The sequence below is a fragment of the Rhizobium sp. Leaf321 genome (genome assembly GCF_001423215.1).
In the GTDB taxonomy this organism is placed as follows: Bacteria; Pseudomonadota; Alphaproteobacteria; order Rhizobiales; family Rhizobiaceae; genus Neorhizobium; species Neorhizobium soli.
The window spans coordinates 191474-210201 of record NZ_LMOF01000004.1 but is presented as its reverse complement, the minus strand read 5'-3'; the positions used below and the strand labels follow the sequence as shown (position 1 = coordinate 210201).

15 protein-coding genes, 1 tRNA gene and 1 pseudogene are annotated in these 18728 nt (G+C 57.3%); 8 read left to right on the top strand and 9 right to left on the bottom strand.

Annotated elements, in window-relative coordinates; genetic code table 11:
• Positions 1 to 149: 149 nt before the first annotated feature.
• From secA to ASF70_RS03595, 4 genes are all read left to right on the top strand, one after another.
• Positions 150 to 2861, top strand: coding sequence for a preprotein translocase subunit SecA (gene secA / locus ASF70_RS03610; RefSeq protein WP_062577486.1), 2712 nt, complete (start codon positions 150 to 152; stop codon positions 2859 to 2861).
• A gap of 170 nt (positions 2862 to 3031) precedes the next feature.
• Positions 3032 to 4444, top strand: coding sequence for a lipopolysaccharide biosynthesis protein (locus ASF70_RS03605; protein WP_062577484.1), 1413 nt, complete (start codon positions 3032 to 3034; stop codon positions 4442 to 4444).
• Positions 4445 to 4497: 53 nt separating this feature from the next.
• Entirely contained in the window at positions 4498 to 5727 is a 1230-nt protein-coding gene (locus ASF70_RS03600) for a GNAT family N-acetyltransferase (RefSeq protein WP_062577542.1), read from the top strand.
• Positions 5728 to 5809: 82 nt separating this feature from the next.
• Positions 5810 to 5894: transfer RNA gene (locus tag ASF70_RS03595), tRNA-Leu, on the top strand.
• Between the two features lie 91 nt (positions 5895 to 5985).
• Here the strand turns inward: ASF70_RS03595 and ASF70_RS03590 are convergent.
• The 3 genes and pseudogenes from ASF70_RS03590 to ASF70_RS03585 all read right to left on the bottom strand — a co-directional run bounded on the left by ASF70_RS03590 (position 5986) and on the right by ASF70_RS03585 (position 7651).
• On the bottom strand, positions 5986 to 7089 hold the full coding sequence (locus ASF70_RS03590; protein ID WP_062577482.1) for a tyrosine-type recombinase/integrase: 1104 nt from the start codon (positions 7087 to 7089) through the stop codon (positions 5986 to 5988).
• Positions 7089 to 7337, bottom strand: a pseudogene (locus ASF70_RS24540) (hypothetical protein). The gene ASF70_RS03590 and the pseudogene ASF70_RS24540 overlap by 1 nt, the downstream one beginning before the upstream one ends.
• Positions 7334 to 7651 carry a hypothetical protein gene (locus ASF70_RS03585; protein WP_062577480.1) on the bottom strand — a complete coding sequence of 106 codons (318 nt, stop codon included), beginning with the start codon at positions 7649 to 7651 and terminating at the stop codon, positions 7334 to 7336. The pseudogene ASF70_RS24540 and the gene ASF70_RS03585 overlap by 4 nt, the downstream one beginning before the upstream one ends.
• Positions 7652 to 7739: 88 nt before the next feature.
• On the opposite strand from ASF70_RS03585, the gene ASF70_RS03580 reads away from it, so the two are divergent.
• A complete protein-coding gene (locus ASF70_RS03580) occupies positions 7740 to 8426 on the top strand; it encodes a hypothetical protein (protein WP_062577478.1) in 687 nt (228 codons plus the stop codon).
• A gap of 36 nt (positions 8427 to 8462) precedes the next feature.
• Positions 8463 to 8840: a hypothetical protein gene (locus tag ASF70_RS03575; protein ID WP_062577476.1), complete on the top strand. Its 378-nt coding sequence runs from the start codon at positions 8463 to 8465 to the stop codon at positions 8838 to 8840.
• 40 nt (positions 8841 to 8880) lie between these two features.
• Here ASF70_RS03575 and ASF70_RS03570 read toward each other — a convergent pair whose 3' ends face one another.
• Together ASF70_RS03570 and ASF70_RS03560 are read right to left on the bottom strand one after the other, a co-directional pair.
• A complete protein-coding gene (locus ASF70_RS03570) occupies positions 8881 to 9285 on the bottom strand; it encodes a barstar family protein (RefSeq protein ID WP_062577540.1) in 405 nt (134 codons plus the stop codon).
• A 441-nt stretch (positions 9286 to 9726) separates the two neighbouring features.
• The gene (locus ASF70_RS03560; protein ID WP_062577472.1) at positions 9727 to 10476 is read right to left on the bottom strand and encodes a hypothetical protein; all 750 of its coding nucleotides are present in this window, start codon (positions 10474 to 10476) and stop codon (positions 9727 to 9729) included.
• A 409-nt stretch (positions 10477 to 10885) separates the two neighbouring features.
• Between ASF70_RS03560 and ASF70_RS03555 the strand changes: the two genes are divergently transcribed.
• Positions 10886 to 11710: a calcium-binding protein gene (locus ASF70_RS03555; RefSeq protein ID WP_156461741.1), complete on the top strand. Its 825-nt coding sequence runs from the start codon at positions 10886 to 10888 to the stop codon at positions 11708 to 11710.
• Between the two features lie 258 nt (positions 11711 to 11968).
• Here ASF70_RS03555 and ASF70_RS03550 read toward each other — a convergent pair whose 3' ends face one another.
• The 3 genes from ASF70_RS03550 to ASF70_RS03540 form a co-directional block, all read right to left on the bottom strand.
• Positions 11969 to 12649: a tyrosine-type recombinase/integrase gene (locus ASF70_RS03550; RefSeq protein ID WP_082471731.1), complete on the bottom strand. Its 681-nt coding sequence runs from the start codon at positions 12647 to 12649 to the stop codon at positions 11969 to 11971.
• Positions 12616 to 14481 (bottom strand): class I SAM-dependent methyltransferase, encoded by a 1866-nt coding sequence (locus ASF70_RS03545; protein ID WP_062577466.1) that lies wholly within the window; start codon positions 14479 to 14481, stop codon positions 12616 to 12618. The genes ASF70_RS03550 and ASF70_RS03545 overlap by 34 nt, the downstream gene beginning before the upstream one ends.
• 561 nt (positions 14482 to 15042) lie before the next feature.
• Positions 15043 to 15810, bottom strand: coding sequence for an EAL domain-containing protein (locus ASF70_RS03540; RefSeq protein ID WP_062577464.1), 768 nt, complete (start codon positions 15808 to 15810; stop codon positions 15043 to 15045).
• Between the two features lie 483 nt (positions 15811 to 16293).
• On the opposite strand from ASF70_RS03540, the gene ASF70_RS24535 reads away from it, so the two are divergent.
• Positions 16294 to 16461, top strand: a complete 168-nt coding sequence (locus ASF70_RS24535) for a hypothetical protein (protein WP_244473943.1) — start codon at positions 16294 to 16296, stop codon at positions 16459 to 16461.
• A 56-nt stretch (positions 16462 to 16517) separates the two neighbouring features.
• Here the strand turns inward: ASF70_RS24535 and paoC are convergent, their stop codons facing one another.
• Positions 16518 to 18725, bottom strand: a complete 2208-nt coding sequence (gene paoC / locus ASF70_RS03530; protein WP_062454371.1) for an aldehyde oxidoreductase molybdenum-binding subunit PaoC — start codon at positions 18723 to 18725, stop codon at positions 16518 to 16520.
• Positions 18726 to 18728: the final 3 nt, after the last annotated feature.

The following is an 18728-nucleotide window of genomic DNA, read 5'->3' as shown; positions in this document are numbered from 1 at the left end:
TCGGACCCCCTCTTATCTGTCACGCAACTTCGCGTCCAGAAGCTTTGCGGGCGCCACGGGTCGAATTGTCAGAGGCGCCGCCGGCCGACAAGCTCAATCGTGGTCTCGACGAGTGACATCAGGGACTGACATCAGAAAGGGCCATTCGTATGGTCAGCTTTGGCGGCATTGCCCGCAAACTGTTCGGATCTGCAAACGAGCGCCGCGTGCGGGGCTACAAGCCGATGCTCGAGAAGATCAATGCAATCGAGGAAGCCACCAAGGCGCTCACCGATGAGCAGCTCGCCAACAAGACGGCGGAGTTCCGCCAGATGCTGGCAGACGGCAAGACGCTGGAGGATATCCAGATCCCTGCCTTTGCGGTGCTTCGCGAAGCGGCCCTTCGCGTACTCGGCATGCGACCCTTCGACGTCCAGCTGACCGGCGGCATGATCCTTCACGACGGCGCAATCGCCGAAATGAAGACCGGCGAAGGCAAGACGCTGGTGGGAACCCTGCCCGTCTACCTCAATGCACTGTCGGGCAAGGGCGTGCATGTGGTGACCGTCAACGATTATCTCGCACAGCGCGACGCCAGCATCATGAGCCGCCTCTACGGGTTCCTTGGCCTGTCGACCGGTGTCATCGTCCACGGCCTGTCGGACGACGAACGCCGCGAGGCCTATGGCTGCGACATCACCTACGCGACGAACAACGAGCTCGGCTTCGATTATCTTCGCGATAACATGAAATACGAGCGCGGCCAGATGGTGCAGCGCGGCCACAACTTCGCGATCGTCGACGAAGTCGATTCGATCCTGGTCGACGAAGCCCGCACCCCGCTGATCATCTCAGGCCCGCTGGACGACCGTTCCGATCTCTATAACACGATCGACGCCTACATTCCGTTGCTGTCTCCGGAAGATTACGAAATCGACGAAAAGCAGCGCTCGGCCAACTTTTCCGAAGAGGGAACCGAAAAGCTCGAAGGCCTGCTGCGTCAGGCCGGCCTGCTGAAGGGCGAATCGCTCTACGATGTCGAGAACGTGGCGATCGTGCACCACATCAACAACGCGCTGAAGGCCCACAAGCTCTTCACCCGCGACAAGGACTATATCGTCCGCAACGACGAGATCGTCATCATCGACGAGTTTACCGGCCGCATGATGCCGGGCCGCCGCTATTCCGAAGGTCAGCATCAGGCGCTGGAAGCCAAGGAAAAGGTGCAGATCCAGCCGGAGAACCAGACGCTCTCCTCGATTACCTTCCAGAATTACTTCCGCATGTACGACAAGCTTGCCGGCATGACCGGTACGGCGCAGACGGAAGCGGAAGAATTCGGCAACATCTACAAGCTGGAAGTGGTGGAGGTTCCGACCAACCTGCCGATCCAGCGTATCGACGAAGATGACGAAGTCTACCGGACGTTTGAGGAAAAGTTCAAGGCGATCATCGTCGAGATCAAGGCGGCCAGCGAACGCAACCAGCCGGTTCTGGTCGGTACGACGTCGATCGAAAAGTCCGAACTTCTGGCAACCATGCTGCGCGAGTCCGGTTTTGAGAAATTCCACGTTCTGAACGCCCGCTACCACGAGCAGGAAGCCTATATCGTGTCGCAGGCCGGCGTGCCCGGTGCCGTCACGATCGCCACCAACATGGCCGGTCGCGGTACCGACATTCAGCTCGGCGGCAATATCGACATGCGCCTTGAGCGCGAGCTCGAAGGCATCGAGGACGAGGGCGAACGCGCTGCCAAGGAGGCTGCCGTCCGTGCCGAGGTGAAAGAACTCAAGGCCAAGGCTCTGGCAGCCGGTGGCCTCTACGTAATCGCCACCGAGCGCCACGAAAGCCGCCGCATCGACAACCAGCTGCGTGGCCGTTCCGGCCGTCAGGGTGACCCGGGCCGCTCTAAATTCTACCTGTCGCTCCAGGACGATCTGATGCGCATCTTCGGTTCCGACCGGATGGATTCGATGCTGCAAAAGCTTGGTCTCAAGGAAGGCGAAGCGATCGTCCACCCCTGGATCAACAAGGCGCTCGAGCGGGCCCAGAAAAAGGTCGAGGCGCGTAACTTCGACATCCGCAAGAACCTTCTGAAATACGACGACGTCACCAACGATCAGCGCAAGGTGATCTTCGAACAGCGTATCGAGATGATGGATTCGGAAGACGTATCCGAGACCATCGAGGACATGCGCAACGAAGTGATCGAGGTTCTCGTTGCCAAGCACATCCCTGAGCGGGCCTATGCCGAACAGTGGAGCGTCAAGGAACTGCGCGAAGACGTTGATCGCCTGCTGAACCTTGATCTTCCGATCGAAGACTGGGCGACCGAAGAGGGTATCGGCGAAACCGATATCCGCGAGCGGATCACCGCCGCCGCTGAAGCTTCCGTCAAGGATCGCCGAGAGCGGTTTGGTGCCGACGTGATGAACTACGTCGAACGCTCCGTGGTGTTGCAGACGCTGGACGCCCTGTGGCGCGAGCATATCGTCAATCTCGACCACCTGCGCTCCGTCATCGGGTTCCGCGGCTATGCGCAGCGCGATCCGTTGCAGGAATACAAGGCGGAAGCCTTCGAGCTGTTCCAGGCGCTGCTTGCGAACCTGCGCGAAGCCGTGACCGCCCAGATGATGCGCGTCGAGCTTGTGCAGAACCCCGAGCCGCCGGTACCGCCATCGGTGTTCGAGGAGCATCATTTCGACCCGACGACCGGCGAAGACCAGGTGTCGGGCGCAGACGGCAGCGACTTCATCGCAGCGCCTGCCGATCGTCATCCCGAAGACCAGTCTACCTGGGGGCGCGTCGGCCGCAACGAGGCTTGCCCCTGTGGTTCGGGCAAGAAATACAAGCACTGCCACGGCGCCTTCGAACAGGCCTGATCGGGCAACACCAGTGTTATCGATAGAACGCCGCCTTCGGGCGGCGTTTTTCGTTTGCGGGATCGTCGCCCTCTTAACGTTCGGGTCGGCTGAGCCAACCGTTTCTTAACCCTGCTGTGGCAGATTTGCGAGCATGGCTCCTGTAGCGTAACGAGTATTGCGTGCCCATCATGGCGGTGATCGAAACAGCGGAAAGACTGCTGCCGGCCGGTTTGCGTGCCAGAGTCGCACCGCTGACGGGCAGGATCAGAGCCACTGTGACCGAAAACAGTGATACGGCGCGGGCGCAACGCCAGGCCATGACCGCGTTTGCGATCCGCATTTTCAGCGCCGCTATCGCCTTCCTGTCCCAGATCGTCATGGCCAGGCTGATGGGCGAGTTCGAATACGGGTTGTTCGCCTTCGTCTGGGTGATTGTCATCCTCGTCGGCAATCTCTCCTGCCTCGGCTTTCACACCTCGATCATCCGCTTCATCCAACAACATTCGGCAGAGGGTGAAAACGGCGAGATCCGCGGCTTGAGCCTTGCCGCCTGCCTTGTCGCGCTCGTCACCTCGACCGTGATCGGCGGCCTCGGCTTTGCCTTTCTCTGGGCGTTCGGCAGCAGCATCGAGCCCTACTACATCGTGCCGGTTGCGATCGCTCTCTTCATCATTCCGATGATCGGCATCGGCGACATCCTCGACGGGCTTGCCCGTACCCATGGCTGGACGATATCGGCGCTGGCGCCAACCTACATCCTCAGGCCCATCCTGATCCTCACTTTCATGACGGCAGCCGTCCTGTCCGATGCGCCGCGCGATGCGCAGACCGCCATGCTGGCCGCGCTTGCCGCCACATACGCCACAACGTTTGCGCATCTGACCCAGCTCATTCTTCGGCTGAAAGGCAGCTACGGCAATGCATCGCGGCGCTACCGGCTTGGCTCATGGATCAGATACTCGATCCCGCTATTTGTGGTCGACGGCATCGGCTTCCTGCTGACCAATGCGGACGTGGTCGTGGTCGGCATCTTTCTGCCGCCGGACGATGTCGGGATCTATTTTGCGGCGTCGAAAACGATCGTCCTCGTGCAGTTCGTCTACTTCTCCATCAAGGCGGCCGCGGCTCCCCGTTTCGCCGCCATCATGGCGGAAGGCGACATGACGGCGTTGGCCACATTCGCGGGCCAGACCGTCCGCTGGACCTTCTGGCCGTCGCTCGTCGTCGGGTTGACCACGCTTGCTGCGGGTGAACTGCTTCTGTCGCTGTTCGGCGACGCTTTCACTTCAGGCTATATCCTGATGGTGATCCTGTTTGCTGGCATTCTGTCCAAGTCGCTCGTCGGCCCCGGAGAAGTTCTGCTCAGCATGGCGGGCAGGCAAAAGCTCTGCGTTGCAGTCTATACGGCAACGCTTGCCGGCAGCATCGTCCTCAATGTCGTGCTGATACCACATTATGGGCTGGTCGGTGCGGCGATGGCGACCGCCGGCGCCATGATGATCGAGGCGACGTTGCTGCACATAGCAGTACGCCGCACGCTCGGAATCGTGCTATTCGCTTTTTCCGATCCACTGCCCAGACCCTCGTTCAAGGTTCGATAGACACAATGGCTCTTCCCCCGAACAGGAGCGAAAAGGAATACGACGACGTCACAATGCCGAACGTCGCGTCGCGTCTTCGTGCAGACCGCCCGGATGCCGATACACGGGTAGAAATCGGCCGGCCCGGCCGCGAATTTTGCCTCTATCCGGCAGGTCTCGGTTACGATCTGCAGGAAGAACTCGAATTTTTGTCTCACCGCGCGATGGAGCCCAACATCTTCTTCTCGGCGCGGCTTCTTGCCCCCGCCATGCCGCGCATCGATGACCGCCAGGTGCGACTGGCGCTTATCCGTGACGAAGGCGAAAGCCATAGCCGCCTTCGCCTTCTGATGCCGTTTACCGTGGAGAAACCAGGCTTTGCCATGGGTGCTCCGATCATCCGCGTCTGGTCCAATCCGTTCGGTCCGCTCGGTACGCCACTGGTGGATGCCGAAGATGCGGCCGAAACCATCGACAACCTCCTGGAGGCCCTGACTGCCCGGGAAGCAAAACTTCCCTCCGTTCTCGTTCTGCCCGATGTGCGCTTAGGCGGCCGCTTTGCCCAGCTTGCGCGCGCCGTTGCCATCGGCCGCGACCTGCCCGTTGCCGTCACCGACAGCTTTCGCCGGCCGATGCTGGAAAGCCTTCAGGACGGCGAAACCTATATGAAGGCCTCCGTCTCGCCGCACCATTACCGCGAGATGCAGCGCCAGTGGCGAAAGCTCGGACAGCTGGGAAGGCTTGAATACGCCGTCGCCCGTCAGCCGGAAGAGGTGCGCCAGCGGATGGAGGAATTCCTGGCGCTCGAATCGACAGGCTGGAAAGGCCGCAAGCGTTCGGCCCTGATCAACGACCGTTACCGCGCAGCCTTTGCTCGCGAAGCGATCACCAATCTTGCCGAAGTGGACGCCGTGCGCATCCACACGATCAATCTCGACGGCCGCGCGATCGCCTCGATCGTGATCTTCTTGATGGCCGGCGAGGCCTATACCTGGAAGACCGCCTATGACGAGAGCCTCAGCCGCTATTCGCCCGGCAAGCTGTTGGTCATGAAGCTGACCGACTGGCACCTTGATGATGCCAACATCCTGCGCACCGACAGCTGCGCCGTGCCCGACCATCCTATCATGAGCAGGCTATGGGAAGAGCGCGAGGAAATGGGAACGCTGGTGATCGGCCTTGCCCGCAACAGCGACCGCGACGTGAGACAGGTGGCGACACAGCTTCACCTCTACCGCAACACCCGCAACATGGCGCGTCTGCTGCGCGAAAAGATCCTGGCAATTGCCGGACGCAATACCTGACATCGCGGTTTGCAAGGATCCGAATAGTTCTTCTTGCATCCGCCGCCGAGGCCATGTTAGAGGCCTTCACCATACCCTCCGTGCCCCATTGGCGGAACTGGTAGACGCGCTCGACTCAAAATCGAGTTCCGAAAGGAGTGCTGGTTCGATTCCGGCATGGGGCACCACGCACTTTTTTAACCATTGTTTTTACTGTGAATTTTGGTCCTAAACGTCCAGAAAACTTAAACTGCCTGAAAAAGCTGGACACTTTTGTTCTTATTTCCCCCCCTCGCTCCGTTCGTCGATGTCGTCGATGTCGTCGAACAGGCTGATGGCGCTCTCCGCCAGTAGCTTCTGATTTGCCGCCTTCGTGTATCGCGACACCTCTTTCGATGTCGTATGACCGGTCACGGACATAATCTGTTTCTCGGTGGCACCTCTCTCAGCCAGCCTGGCTGATGCGGATTTCCGCAGGCCATGCGCGCTGCAGTGTGGAAGGCCCGCAGCATTGCACTGCTTGCGAAACCAGTTTCCAAACCCTGCGGCGGTGAAGCCTTTGTTAAATTCGGTCACAAGGAACGTGAGATCGCCAACAGGCGATGCATCAATGATCTTCTGCAACTTCGTATGAACCGGGATCTCCAGCGTAATTGGCTTCTTCTTCCGGCCTTTGAACTGGGTGAATTTGAGGCTGCCGTTGCTGAGATGCTGCCGGCCGAACAGGATGATGTCGCTTCGACGCTGACCGGTGTAGAGCATCAGCGCCAGCGCTAGCCGAGGCTTCGTCCCGACCTTGTGCTTCTCCTCGAACTTCGCAATCTCGTCTTCCGTCCAGGAATGATAGCCGTCACCTTGCTGAGCGAAAAAGGACACGTCCCTCGCCGGGTTTGTCAGCATCAGCTCGACGTCGCTTTTGCAGGCCCATGCAAATATAGCGCGGAGCGCTTTGATTCTGCTGTTGGCCGCTTCCGGCTTCTCTGCCTTGCGGTCTCTCAAAACTCGGACGGCTTTCGCAGTGATGGCGGCGATCGGCATGTCTTCGAAAAGGCGCGTACTGTCCTTCTTTAGGGGTTCGGCCCACATGTGCTCGATGATCAGTTTACGGACATGCCGGGTCCGCTGGTCCAGGCGCTTGTATTCAGATGACTGAAAGTACTGCTCGCAGAGCCAACGAAGGGAGTTTTTCGTCGATAGTTTCGGTCCCCTCGCCTCTTCGACCGCGGTGCCATTCACAGCGATATAATAGGCCTCATTGAACTCGTCGCTACCCGGCACGCCAGGAAGCCGGATCTTCTTCTGGCCGCGCTTTCGGAAATAGAAGCGCAGGACGCCGTCCGTGCGATCCTCAATCACGTACTTCTTTGCAAACTTCTTCGGCATCACACTTCCACGGACCAATCGTCTGCGTCGTCAGGATCTCCACCAGGCAGACGCGTGAACGCCCGGTCAAGTGCCACACGGTCCCAGATTGTCCGGGCGTTGGCCTTCTTTGGTTTTGGCATTCTGCCATCGCCAACCATTTCGTCAAATAGGCTGGAAGATACGCCGATGTACGCCGCAGCCTAGTCACGTGCCAAACCGAGTGGCGGGAGGGAGATCGGTAGAACTTCTGCGCGCTGTGCTCTCATCTGTCCCCGTCCCTTCTCGCGATCGGTGCGGGGTCATTGACCTGGCTATAATCGGTGTTGTCCCAGATCGCGCCGATGCCACCGCACTCACGGCAACCGCCGCCCATGTAGCTCTTCAGCGTTTCGCTCCATGGGCCGGTCGGGTGGCCCTCGATTAACTCATGGCAACCGGAGCAAGCCCTCCAAGCGCCAGCGTCCTGCTCAAGCTGCTCTGCTACGCCAGCCAGTTCGATGCCTTTCAGTTCTGCTGTTGCCACGTGCAAATTCGTTTGCGGCGGTGCTGGCTGGACCTCGCTGGCAGTGAGTTTAGCCATTAGGCTGGCCCTCCATTTCAACTGGGGACGCGCATTGAAGTTCTCGGCGCGAAATGATTAGTTCGCCGTCTAACTGGCGGGGGCTACCATGAATTTTCGTACTCCCGACAACATCATCCGATGGCTCGGACCTTCTGTGATCATCGGGATAGGAACTCTGTTCATTGTCGGAAGTCCGCGTGGACAAATCCTCGTTTGCAGTACGACCGAAAACTGCATAGCGACGTGGGTGGGCGCGTTGAGCGGGTGGGCGGCCCTTTTTGGCGCCCTTTTGACTGTAGCGGTGATGCGAGAACAGCTCGCCGAGCAGAAGCGCCAAACAGACCACTTGATGGGAAATGCGGAACCAGAGATCTACGCGACTGGAACTGCCTACGAAGAAGACAATGAATGGTACCCCGCAATCGGAATCACGGTAATCAACAGGAATAGACGACCGCTCGAGGTCAAAAAACTGACTGCAGGAATAGACGAGAAACTCAAATTTGGTGTCCGCCAAGTCGAACACCGGGGTGAGGTCAAGCGCGCCTATTTCCCTCGTTCTTTCCGGAATACTGGTGTCAGCCAAGTATTGGACGGCAAGGAAGACGGCGCTGCTGCGGAGCGTTGTGTCATTCTCTGTAACATTTATCGCGACGAGAAGATTTTTGACATAGATGCCCGAGATATCGAACGTTGGAATGAGTACGATTACAGCGTCGAATTGGAATGCATACTCAAAGGTAGCGATGCACGAACGATCTTGTTGAGCACGCGCGGAAAAGTTCAATTCTAAGCTCATAGACTTTCCCTCGTAGGCGGCTTGGGCTTCATGGCGCTACAGCCGATCAAGGATAACATCGTCACGATGCGCGAGGACGTACGGCTGCGCGCGATCGAGACAAAGGACAGCTTGTCGACGATCGTCGCGAGCATGGTCACGCAGAAAGAGATGGAGTGGCGGACAGCTCGTGGCCAAGAGGATCGCCAGCGAACGGAAGCTGCCATCAAGGAACTTCGGGAGGGGTTGGTGCCGAGAGACGAGCACGCTCGCGTCTGGGCGAACTACGATCAGCGGTTCCAGGATCAGCAGCGCCAGGTCGATGAGCTGAAGCAAGCTCAAGGCAGCGTCTATGGGGCGAGAGACGTCATCATGGACTTGAGACAGCGCCTAGACCGCGTCGAGCGGGAGCGGATCGGCCAGCAGTGATCAAGTCACGCTCAAGGCCGCAGGTGTGGGAAAACTCAGGTCATTCCAAAACGAGTCTGACATGATGTTGGGCCTCATCACCCCAAGCACCATGAATTCGGAAGATTTCGATAAGCCAGTCGAAAACCGTGGACCCTTGCCCTTGTCGCGCTCGGATTAGGTCATTACGGAAACGCGCTTCACCGCTAGGGTGGCAACTCTCCAGCAGCTTCTCTAGCTGCCTTATCGTTTCTAAGTGGCTCAGGTTTTTGCGAGAAACTTCTGAATGGGTCCACCGAAGGACAAATCCCTCTTCAGGTGTGCCGAAGCCCCCGCGCAGAATGTCGTTGAAGGCATCCAGGTTGTTGCCCCAATATGTGTCGGGAATGAGCACTTCACTTACTTGATCATAAAACGCCTCGAGCGATGTGATCTTCGATCCATCAAGAATGTATTCTTTGGTCATGAGCCTGACCATGCTGGACAGAGCTTGATTCCACAATGCTGTCGTGATCTGCCTGAACGATTTTCCGGCGTGAGGGGTGTCGTTTGACCGTGAGTTTCGACTGCGGGATCTCAATCTGCCTGTGCAGGATTTGATCGATAACGCCGTACAATCTGTGTGGGATACGCGAACCGTCATGGTTGCGCTGCAGAGCGTAGCTTGGAACAGGGCCGCCGCCTACGAGGAGGACCCTGATCCAGAGGATGCTGAAAGCGAGATCAGCGCAGACGCGCTGTCATGACACGGCGGCTTCCAGCGAACGGCCCGATCTGTGAACGAGTAACCCCGTCGACGGGAAGTCGACGAGGTCGCTGTTCAGTGAAACGACGACTTGATTTTCCTGCTTGTTCTGGAAGCTTCCCAAGCTGAGTATGGAGAGGTGGCGCAATGCTTCATCTAACGTTACCGAGCTGCAAGCTCAGGCAGCTTCCCTCCAAGGGCGTCTCTATCCCAAGCCCTGAGAAGTTTAGGCCCTGGGTCTCTCCATTCGTTGATTAAGCTCGCGATTGACATCGCTGAACCTAAGATACCGAAGATCGGAGCCGGCAGCCATGTGATAAACATCCATGACCTTATGCCTTCGTGTATGATCAGGTTGGTTCCCAACACCAGCATGTCGTACCACACGCCAAACATTGCTATGGTTAGCCCTAACTTGAGCTGATACGGTGTTGGCCTGTAATCGTGTACGGGGTGGCCCGCACCCTTGATCCAACCTTCGAGCCTAAACACCCCTGGAGTCAGATCGTGGTCTCCTTGCCACCTGAACCCATCACCTGGTGCAAGGAAGTCGAAGTCTATAGATACATTTCCGAATGGATCGGCCTCCGTAATTGAGACATCGTTCTCGGGTCTCGAAACCCGGATGAGCTCGCTGCGGAATATGTTGGCGCCGCTTAGGTGGATAGCAAAAGGTGCCGTTCTTGCGAAATTTGATAGCTCGATAATCTCGGTTCCATCATTCCAGACAGTGAGTGTAGACGTCGTGACGGATGAGATCTGCGCATTCCTCTCCTCTTGAAGTACATAGGTTAGACTTGATGTCCGACGCGTAGCTTTGATAGCTGTAGCAGTCAGGAAGATAAACAGTGAGATGATGAGAGGTAGAACGAGTGCGATCCACCATGCGTCGTCGTAGACAGAAGATTGCATCTTAGACCCTCGCGATTTAGATCAAATCATCATTGCAGGGCCTCACTGGTACGGGAAGTGCTAATCCTCCAGCATGAAATTCAATGATCTTCCTAATGTCCCGCTGAATAGCGCACAACGAGCATCGAGAAAATGATAGGTTAGAGCGGTGCGGGGAGTGTTTAAAATTTCGAAGTGATATCAATTGGGCTTTCAAACCCCTCACCGATCATGATTTTAGTTGTTTTTAATCGCAAATTTCGGAAATTTCGCTGTCCAATTGGGATTCAAATATCTAAGCACTAGCCTACCATCGCGCTGTGGCAAAAACCCGTCTCCCTCGATAATTAGGAAAGCTCGTTTTGATGGGGCTTTTCATCGTCATTTCGATGCGACATAGATCAAAAATACAACCACGCGTGGGGGCGAAATGGCGACTATGGATTTACGGACTGGCTTCAACTGGTCATATGATGCAGCCGAAAGATGGGGGCATCTTGCGAACTGGGAGGTGAGGCATAATCAACCGACTTACATCACTCTTGCTCCTGGGTACGAGCTCCTTAACGGCCCTTACTTCATTGTTCACGGAACCGACCTTGCCTACAAAAACCAGAAACTGATTTCGGGAGAAGTTTCCGGAATCACTGTTGTCGATGGTCAATACAGCCTCTACATCGCTGACATCGAGATCAGTGCGAAGGTTCTAAGCAGCCTGATGCGTCAAAATACGGCGGAGTCCGGAGCAAAGATCTTCAAGACCATCTTTGCAGGTGACGATGAAGTGACCACAGGCTTTGCCAACGATCGCATCGCTACATTCGGCGGCGATGACAACATCGATGCGCGATCTGGCAATGACTGGATCGATGCGGGTTCCGGAAACGATATCCTCAACGGTAACACTGGAAACGATTTCCTCATCGGTGGATCGGGTAAGGACATGTTCGTGTTCGACACGAAGGCCGGTCCCAAAAATATGGACACCATCGACGATTTCTCGGGTCGCGACGACACAATCGTTCTCGATCACCTTGTTTTCAGAACCGTCGGCAAAGTCGGCGATCTGGAAGATGCAGCATTTCATTCCAGCACCACCGGTAAGGCGCATGATGCGTCGGACAGGGTCATATACAATTCCAAGACCGGCGACCTGTTTTACGATGCGGACGGTAGTGGCGCCGGTCCGGCCGTGCGTTTCGCGCACCTCGATCCGGGGCTAAAGCTCACTGCTGCAGACTTCGACTTGATCTGATCCGTATTCGCTACAGAACCGGCGCCCGCATTCCGCGTGCGCCGGTCGATCACAAAATTCTTCCGAGGCAAAGAACAAACCTTAATTTCATGTCGTCACTCCAAAGTTTTGCTCTTAGGACGTCTGGACACTTTCCGAAAAAACATAATGATCGCGTGGGGTCCGAAAGTGTCCAGACGCTTGCTAACCCCATTGTTTATATTGCTTTCAGGTGCGCCGGCATGGGGCACCACTCGCTCTAGAGAGCGTTGATTTCATTCAGCTTTTCGCAGTTTTCTTCGCACTCGGATTTAGGTGCGGGGAAAGTTCGACCTCGATTTGTTCTGCAACCAGCTTAGAGGCTCTGACTCCAAGACGCTTTCGATCCGCCTGCTTCGTGTAGGTTTCAGCCTGGCGAGATGTTGCCCATCCATATTGTGCCATCAGCTCATGAGACGATGCGCCGGCATTGGCGGCCAAGGTTGCCGATAGTTTGCGCACTCCATGAGCGCTCTTTTCGACGCCTGCTTTAGTGCAATGTTTCCGGAACCAGTTTCCGAACGACTCCGTCGTAAACGGTTGACCGTTCTCCCCACCGATAAAGGCGAGATCGCCAGTCTGTGTCTGAGCGATGACGCTCATCAGCCGGTCGGGAAACTCTACGGTCATCTCAGCACCCGTCTTCTGCGTTCGCATGCTGAAGGTATTGCCAACCATGTGCTGGCGCCCTGCCCTCACGATGTCCGATCGCCGGAGGCCCGAACACAGCAGTAGCTCGAAGGCCAGTCGCTGGCGGGTGCCTATCTGCCATGTGGTGCAGAACTTCGCAACGTCTTCCGCCACCCAAGGTTCGAAGGCATCCGACTTGTACTTGACTGCTTCAACACCGTTTGTCGGATCCTCGACGTTATGACGCGGCAAGGCTACTAAAGCTGATGTATGACGATCTGTCGAATACACAAGTCGCCGGCTCCCGCAAAGTGGGTTCGAATCTCGACGGGCATCAAGCTGTGATCGCTTGACAAGGTAAAATGGCCTCGGGCGGTCGACAGTCTTGCATCGTTGGCGGGCAAATCACCTGCCGCAATGACATTGCTCACCCCAACGCATACGTCCCATCGATCCGGCGTCCTTTCCATGTCCCCCCAGCTCCGATAGATGATTTCAAATGCGTAATTGCCGGAAGCCAAGCGAAGATAGGGCCCAAAGGTAAGGCAGCCCTTTGACTCCTTTCCGACCTCTGCAAACCGTTCAAGCCCGTCGATGATCTTACCGCCACGGGCTGGCAATTCGGACGCCCAGTAACGATAGAGCCGGTTGGCGCCATCGGCAGTCGTGCCGGCTTGCTTGTTGCGTACATCCATCAGGTCGGACGCACATTGGTCAATCAGACCCGAATGCACTTCTCCGCTGAATGGCCTTTTTGCATTGAACACAATAACGCGCCGCTGCGAACGACCGTCTCTGACAAAGAATTCGTCGGCAACTGGGTCCTCCGACAAATCGAGTTTAACATCGCGCAGGATTTGAGGGTGCAGGCAGTCCAGAACCAGTTTCCACGTCAGCGCGGATGGGACATATTGCGGCAGTTCGATGACGCACGCTTTTGCGTTCCCCATAATCTGGAGCATGCCCTTGAGCTCTGCACGGTAGACTTGGGTACTGTGAATATCGGCACTGATGTCCAAGCCAAGCCAGACGACATTATAGGCTCCGATATTGTCGATTTCCTCAATTGCCTGGGAAATCGGCCGCGATGAGAACATGAAGGCCATATCCTTACCAGCTGCCGTCTTGCTCACGCGCTCGATGTAATCAGCCGGTGTATAAGGATCAAACGCGATCACACGACGCGATTTGTCTAGAAAATCGACAACCGAGTTCGGAAAACCGCCGACTTCGATTACGGTCGCGCCCGGCTCATCGATGAGGTCCGCGGCGATCAGATAGCGGATACGGTATGCTGCGGTGCTGAGGTAATGCCAGCGCTCGAAGCTTGATTTCCTCCGACTGGCCTGAATCGCTTCGTCGACTTCCTCGGGCTTGCGGAACAGGACCTGCCGGTTTGTATCTGAAAAGGCTGCTCGGTTCTCAGCCAGCCGCTTAGGCGCGACTGTCGTTCGCCTTCGCATGAATGCGGTTCCCACGCCGACCTCTCCAAGCGTAAAGTATTCCCACTCCGGGTTGCGCAACCGAATTACGTCCATCGCTGCGGTAACGCTTGGCATTGTCGTATCGTGAAGGCTCACGATCGCACCGGGGGACAAAACTGGAGCGAAGTCCTCGAAGTCGGCGATGACTCCCCGCTTCGAATGGTCCCCGTCGATGTGGAGATAGTCGATCAGCACGCCCTGATTAAAAAACAGGGCCGCGGCGTCCGTAGACAGCATCTTGAGGATGATAACGTCCCCTGCGCGCTTGGTGAAATCGTTGTTGACGTCGAGCCAGCCGCCACTCTGGCTGGGGCTGCCAAAGCCAAGGTCTGAAAGGTTTGCATCGATCAGATAGGTTGCGGCCGTGTCGATACCGTGATCGCGCTGGGCTTGCTTTAGGATTTCCGGCACAAACCCGCCACCGGATCCAATGCAAACGCTGACCTGACTGCGGATGGCGGCGGCGAGACCATAATAAATGTATCCACAACCCAAAAAGCCGTCGAAAGCGCCATGGCTGTCACAAAAAATCGTACTTGTGAGCTGTGTCGCTCGCAGTTTGGAAAATAGCTCGCCAAGCGAGGTCGATAGAGCAGATGATGTGAGAGGCTCGCTCTCGTCGCTGGCGGAGATAGTCATCGGCTAGCTTCCGTTTTCGAGCATGCCGAGTTTGCGATCTCGCCTCGGATCGTCATGTCGATCGCGCCTAATATCGCCAGCTTCGCTGCCGACGCGCAAGCATTTTCACCGATCCGTTCCCATTTTGTTAACCGAGACAGAATCGCGTTTTGTTGTGAAATATCCTAAGCAGCCGCGCGATACCAATCGTCGTTGATCCTCGCTCTTGAGTTGTTCGAACATCTTCCAAAAAAACATTATGCGTGTGCAGGCGAAAACTTGTCCAGATGCTCGCTGAAATCGTTGTCTCTCTTGGCTTCAGGTGCGCCAGCATGTGGCACCGCTCGCTCTCGAGAAAGTTGCTTTCGCCTCCTCTTTCATCACCTGCATTCCGGCGCGAAAAGTACTGTCTCGATTGACGTCAAGCTGTCTCGAACGTGAACGAACGCGCTGTTTCACTTGTCAAATCGAGCTCTGAGCTTGCCCTTGCCAGTGTCCAGTCGGCATCTCTGCCTGTTTCCACTGCGTCGAAACCGATACCGGACCTTTCATTCCGCTTTGGTTCGCCTATCCCACCGTTTCTCAGGCCGCCGCAGCAAGCATCGCCTTCGCGGAAGCCGGGATGGCGAGGTGTTCGAAGCTTGGCTTGGCGAGCAGGTAGCCCTGGATGAGGGACACGCCCAAATCCCGCAGGGCCGACATTTCGCCGACAGTTTCGACGCCTTCGCAGAGCGGCACGATGTTGAGTTCTTCGAGCATCCGCAACGTGTGCTTGACGATGGTGCGCCGGACCGGATCGGTGTCGATCCCTCTGATCATGTCCATATCCAGCTTGACGATATCGGGCTGGAAATGACTGAGGAGGCCGAGGCCGGAGTGGCCTGAACCGAAGTCGTCGATCGCAGTTTTAAAGCCCATATCCCGGTATGTCCGTAGGATGTGAAGGACGTGCTTGGTATCCAACTCCTCGTTCTCTGTGAACTCGAAGATGATGCGATCAAGCGGAAAACCCGTCTTCATGGCCGTGGCAAGCGTCAGGCGGATACACGCCCGCGGTTCGTAGACGGCGTTCGGCATGAAGTTGATCGACAGTTTCACGTCGTCAGCGGGGTCGTAGAGCTGCGCGGCAAGTTCGATCGCCTTGACCCGGCACTGCTGATCGAACGCATAGCGGTTGTCGGCCTGCACCTGCGACAGGACAGAGCCGGCACCTTCTCCGCTTGGACCTCGAACAAGCGCTTCGTGGGCGAAAATCTTGCCTGTTGCGATGTCGACGATCGGCTGGAATGCCATCGAGAACGGTAGTTCGAATGCTGCGCCGTCGCGGCAGCCTTGGCAACTCGTCGTCATTATGGAAAAATCTCCGTTTGCATCAGACTTAAGGCTCATCGATTAAACTTCCGTTTCCCGCATGCGTCGAAACCAAAGCGCTTTTCTTGCGTCACACACCCCTGCGGTGATATCCGGGCGGTGCCGTTTTGCGGCCTCCCGCACCCAACTCTGGATCCGGCAGCCTCTTCAATCGCGTGCGGCTCTTGAACGAAACTGTTTGAAGGTCGCAGACCGGGGGTATCCCCAAGACGCAGGAAGCGTATCGCAAGAATGACACCAGCCATTGTCGAGGGCCGCGCGTGCGGAACCTGCACTCTTTGCTGCCGGTTGCCGGACATCGATGATCTCAACAAGCCTGCGGACGAGTGGTGCAGGCACTGCGTTGCCGGACAAGGCTGTTCCATCTACCAGGATCGACCGATGCTTTGCCGCGACTTCGTGTGCCATTGGCTAACGCGCGAAGGACTGGGCGACGAGTGGGCTCCTCAAAGATCCCACCTGATGGTCTATGGGGAAGGACAGCAGATTACGGTCCTTGCCGATCCGGACTATCCCGATCTGTGGCGTCATCCGCCCTATATGCCGCAGTTCAAGGCATGGGCATCCAACGCTGAAGCACGCGGCGGCTATGTTATCGTCTTCTGGCGCGACGAGGTTCTAAAAATTTAAGGCCGGAGCATCCGTGAATGCTCCGGCCAGAGGTTTGCGTAATCGTTCCGAGCGGATCAGCCGACCTGCGGCATGTCCCGCAGCAGCTTGTCGAGCGTGACAGGGTAATCCCGGATACGCACGCCGGTTGCGTTGTGCACGGCGTTGGAAAGCGCTGCCGCCACACCGCAAAGGCCGAGTTCGCCAACACCCTTTGCCTTCATCGGCGAAGTGGTCGGATCCGTCTCATCGAGAAAGATGACATCCTGATGCGGAATATCGGCATGGACAGGAACTTCGTAGCCGGCGAGATCATGGTTGACGAAGAAGCCGCGACGCTTGTCGACGGCCAGTTCTTCCATGAAGGCGCCGCCGACGCCCATCGTCATCGCACCGATGACCTGGCTGCGGGCCGTGATCGGGTTGAGAATGCGCCCTGCTGCACAGACGCTCAGCATGCGCCGAACGCGGATTTCAGCCGTGTACATGTCGACGCCGACCTCGACGAAATGGGCACCGAATGTCGACTGCTGCATCTCTTCTGCAAGATCGCCATACTCGATCGTATCTTCCGCAACGACACCGTCCTTGCCAGCTGCCTCTGCGAGAGCAATGCTGCGGTTGCCGGAACGGATCTGGCCGTCCGCAAACGTGACATCTGCGGAGTTGAAGCCGACCTTTTGCGAGATCGCATCCCGCAGCGCCACGCATGCGGCATAGACGCCTGCGGTGGAGCTGTTTCCGCCCCACTGTCCGCCCGATCCCGACGACGCCGGGAAGCGGGAATCGCCGAGCTCTACGGCAACTTTATCGATCGTTACGCCCATCATTTCGGCCGCGGTCTGGGCGATGATCGTGTAGCTGCCCGTACCGATATCCGTCATGTCGGTTTCGACAGTCACGACGCCTTCGGAATCGAGCCGCACGCGGGCGCCAGACTTCATGTTCATGTTGTTGCGGAACGCTGCCGCAACACCCATGCCAACCATCCAGCGTCCGTCCTTGACGCGACCCGTCTCGGCGTTGCGCTTGTCCCAGCCGAAGGTTTCAGCACCCCGGCGAAGACATTCGACCAGCTGACGGTGCGAGAACTTCCGTTCAGGCTTTTCCGGATCAACCTGCGTGTCGTTGATGATCCGCAATTCGACGGGGTCGAGGTTGAGCTGCTCGGCCAGTTCGTCCATGGCGATTTCAAGCGCCATGAGACCAGGCGCTTCGCCCGGTGCGCGCATCGCATTGCCCTCTGGCAGATCAAGCGCCGCAAGCCGCATCGACGTCATCCGGTTTTCGCCGGCGTAGAGAAGACGAGTCTGCGCCACGGCTGTCTCCAGGCTGCCGCCCGGCAGATTGCCGTTCCAGCTTTCGTGAGCAATCGCGGTTATCTTGCCTTCCTGCGTGGTGCCGATGCGGATACGCTGGATCGTTGCCGGGCGGTGCGTCGTGTTGTTCATCACGAAGGGACGCGGAAGCGCAAGCTTGACGGGGCGTCCCGCCGCTTTCGCACCAAGCGCTGCAAGCACCGCATCCGACCGGAGGAAAAGCTTTGAGCCGAAACCACCGCCGACAAACGGCGACATGATATGGACTTTCTCCGGATCGATGCCGAGCGTGATCGCCATTTCTGACTTGTTCCAGGCAATCATCTGGTTCGAGGTCCAGACCGTAACTTCGTCGCCGTCCCACATGGCAAGAGACGAATGCGGCTCCATCATCGCATGTGACTGGTCGGGTGTCGTGTAGGTCTGGTCGAACTTGACCGCTGCCTCGGCGAACGCCTTGTCGAAGTTGCCGGCAGAGGTGTCTGCGTCTTCACCTTCGGAGCCCTCCGGCTTCTTGGCCGTGTCCTTCGCTGCTTCCAGATCGTAGGAACCGGGAGCGCGAACGTAATCCACCTTGATGAGGCTCGCTGCGGCGCGAGCCTGCTCAAAGGTTTCAGCGACGACGACGGCGATGGCCTGGTGATAATGCGAGATCTCGGGGCCACCGAGAAGCTTGGCCGCATTCATCTTGCCCTTGGAGAGCTTGCCAGCCGTTTCAGCCGTGACGACAGCCAGAACGCCCGGAGCGTTGCGGGCCGCCTGGATATCCATCGAGCTGATCCGACCCTTTGCGATGCCGGCGCCTACGGGATAGCCGTAGGCAACGTTGAGGTTGGCGTGGTTCCATTCATAGGCATAGGTCGCCGTGCCGGTGACCTTCTTAGGGCCGTCGATACGCGTGATGTGCTGGCCGACCACCTTCATCTGGTCGATGGGATTGGTCGTGGCGGGACGATCGAATAGCATGGC

Excerpts from the sequence above, each read along its gene's own strand:
- ASF70_RS03545 (WP_062577466.1), bottom strand. The coding sequence starts at position 14,481 with ATGACTATCTCCGCCAGCGACGAGAGCGAGCCTCTCACATCATCTGCT.
- paoC (WP_062454371.1), bottom strand. The coding sequence starts at position 18,725 with ATGCTATTCGATCGTCCCGCCACGACCAATCCCATCGACCAGATGAAG.
- ASF70_RS03590 (WP_062577482.1), bottom strand. The coding sequence starts at position 7,089 with ATGCCGAAGAAGTTTGCAAAGAAGTACGTGATTGAGGATCGCACGGAC.
- ASF70_RS03540 (WP_062577464.1), bottom strand. The coding sequence starts at position 15,810 with ATGACGACGAGTTGCCAAGGCTGCCGCGACGGCGCAGCATTCGAACTA.
- ASF70_RS03580 (WP_062577478.1), top strand. The coding sequence starts at position 7,740 with ATGAATTTTCGTACTCCCGACAACATCATCCGATGGCTCGGACCTTCT.
- ASF70_RS03600 (WP_062577542.1), top strand. The coding sequence starts at position 4,498 with ATGCCGAACGTCGCGTCGCGTCTTCGTGCAGACCGCCCGGATGCCGAT.
- ASF70_RS24535 (WP_244473943.1), top strand. The coding sequence starts at position 16,294 with ATGGTCTATGGGGAAGGACAGCAGATTACGGTCCTTGCCGATCCGGAC.
- ASF70_RS03605 (WP_062577484.1), top strand. The coding sequence starts at position 3,032 with ATGGCGGTGATCGAAACAGCGGAAAGACTGCTGCCGGCCGGTTTGCGT.
- secA (WP_062577486.1), top strand. The coding sequence starts at position 150 with ATGGTCAGCTTTGGCGGCATTGCCCGCAAACTGTTCGGATCTGCAAAC.
- ASF70_RS03585 (WP_062577480.1), bottom strand. The coding sequence starts at position 7,651 with ATGGCTAAACTCACTGCCAGCGAGGTCCAGCCAGCACCGCCGCAAACG.
- ASF70_RS03560 (WP_062577472.1), bottom strand. The coding sequence starts at position 10,476 with ATGCAATCTTCTGTCTACGACGACGCATGGTGGATCGCACTCGTTCTA.
- ASF70_RS03575 (WP_062577476.1), top strand. The coding sequence starts at position 8,463 with ATGGCGCTACAGCCGATCAAGGATAACATCGTCACGATGCGCGAGGAC.
- ASF70_RS03570 (WP_062577540.1), bottom strand. The coding sequence starts at position 9,285 with ATGACCAAAGAATACATTCTTGATGGATCGAAGATCACATCGCTCGAG.
- ASF70_RS03555 (WP_156461741.1), top strand. The coding sequence starts at position 10,886 with ATGGCGACTATGGATTTACGGACTGGCTTCAACTGGTCATATGATGCA.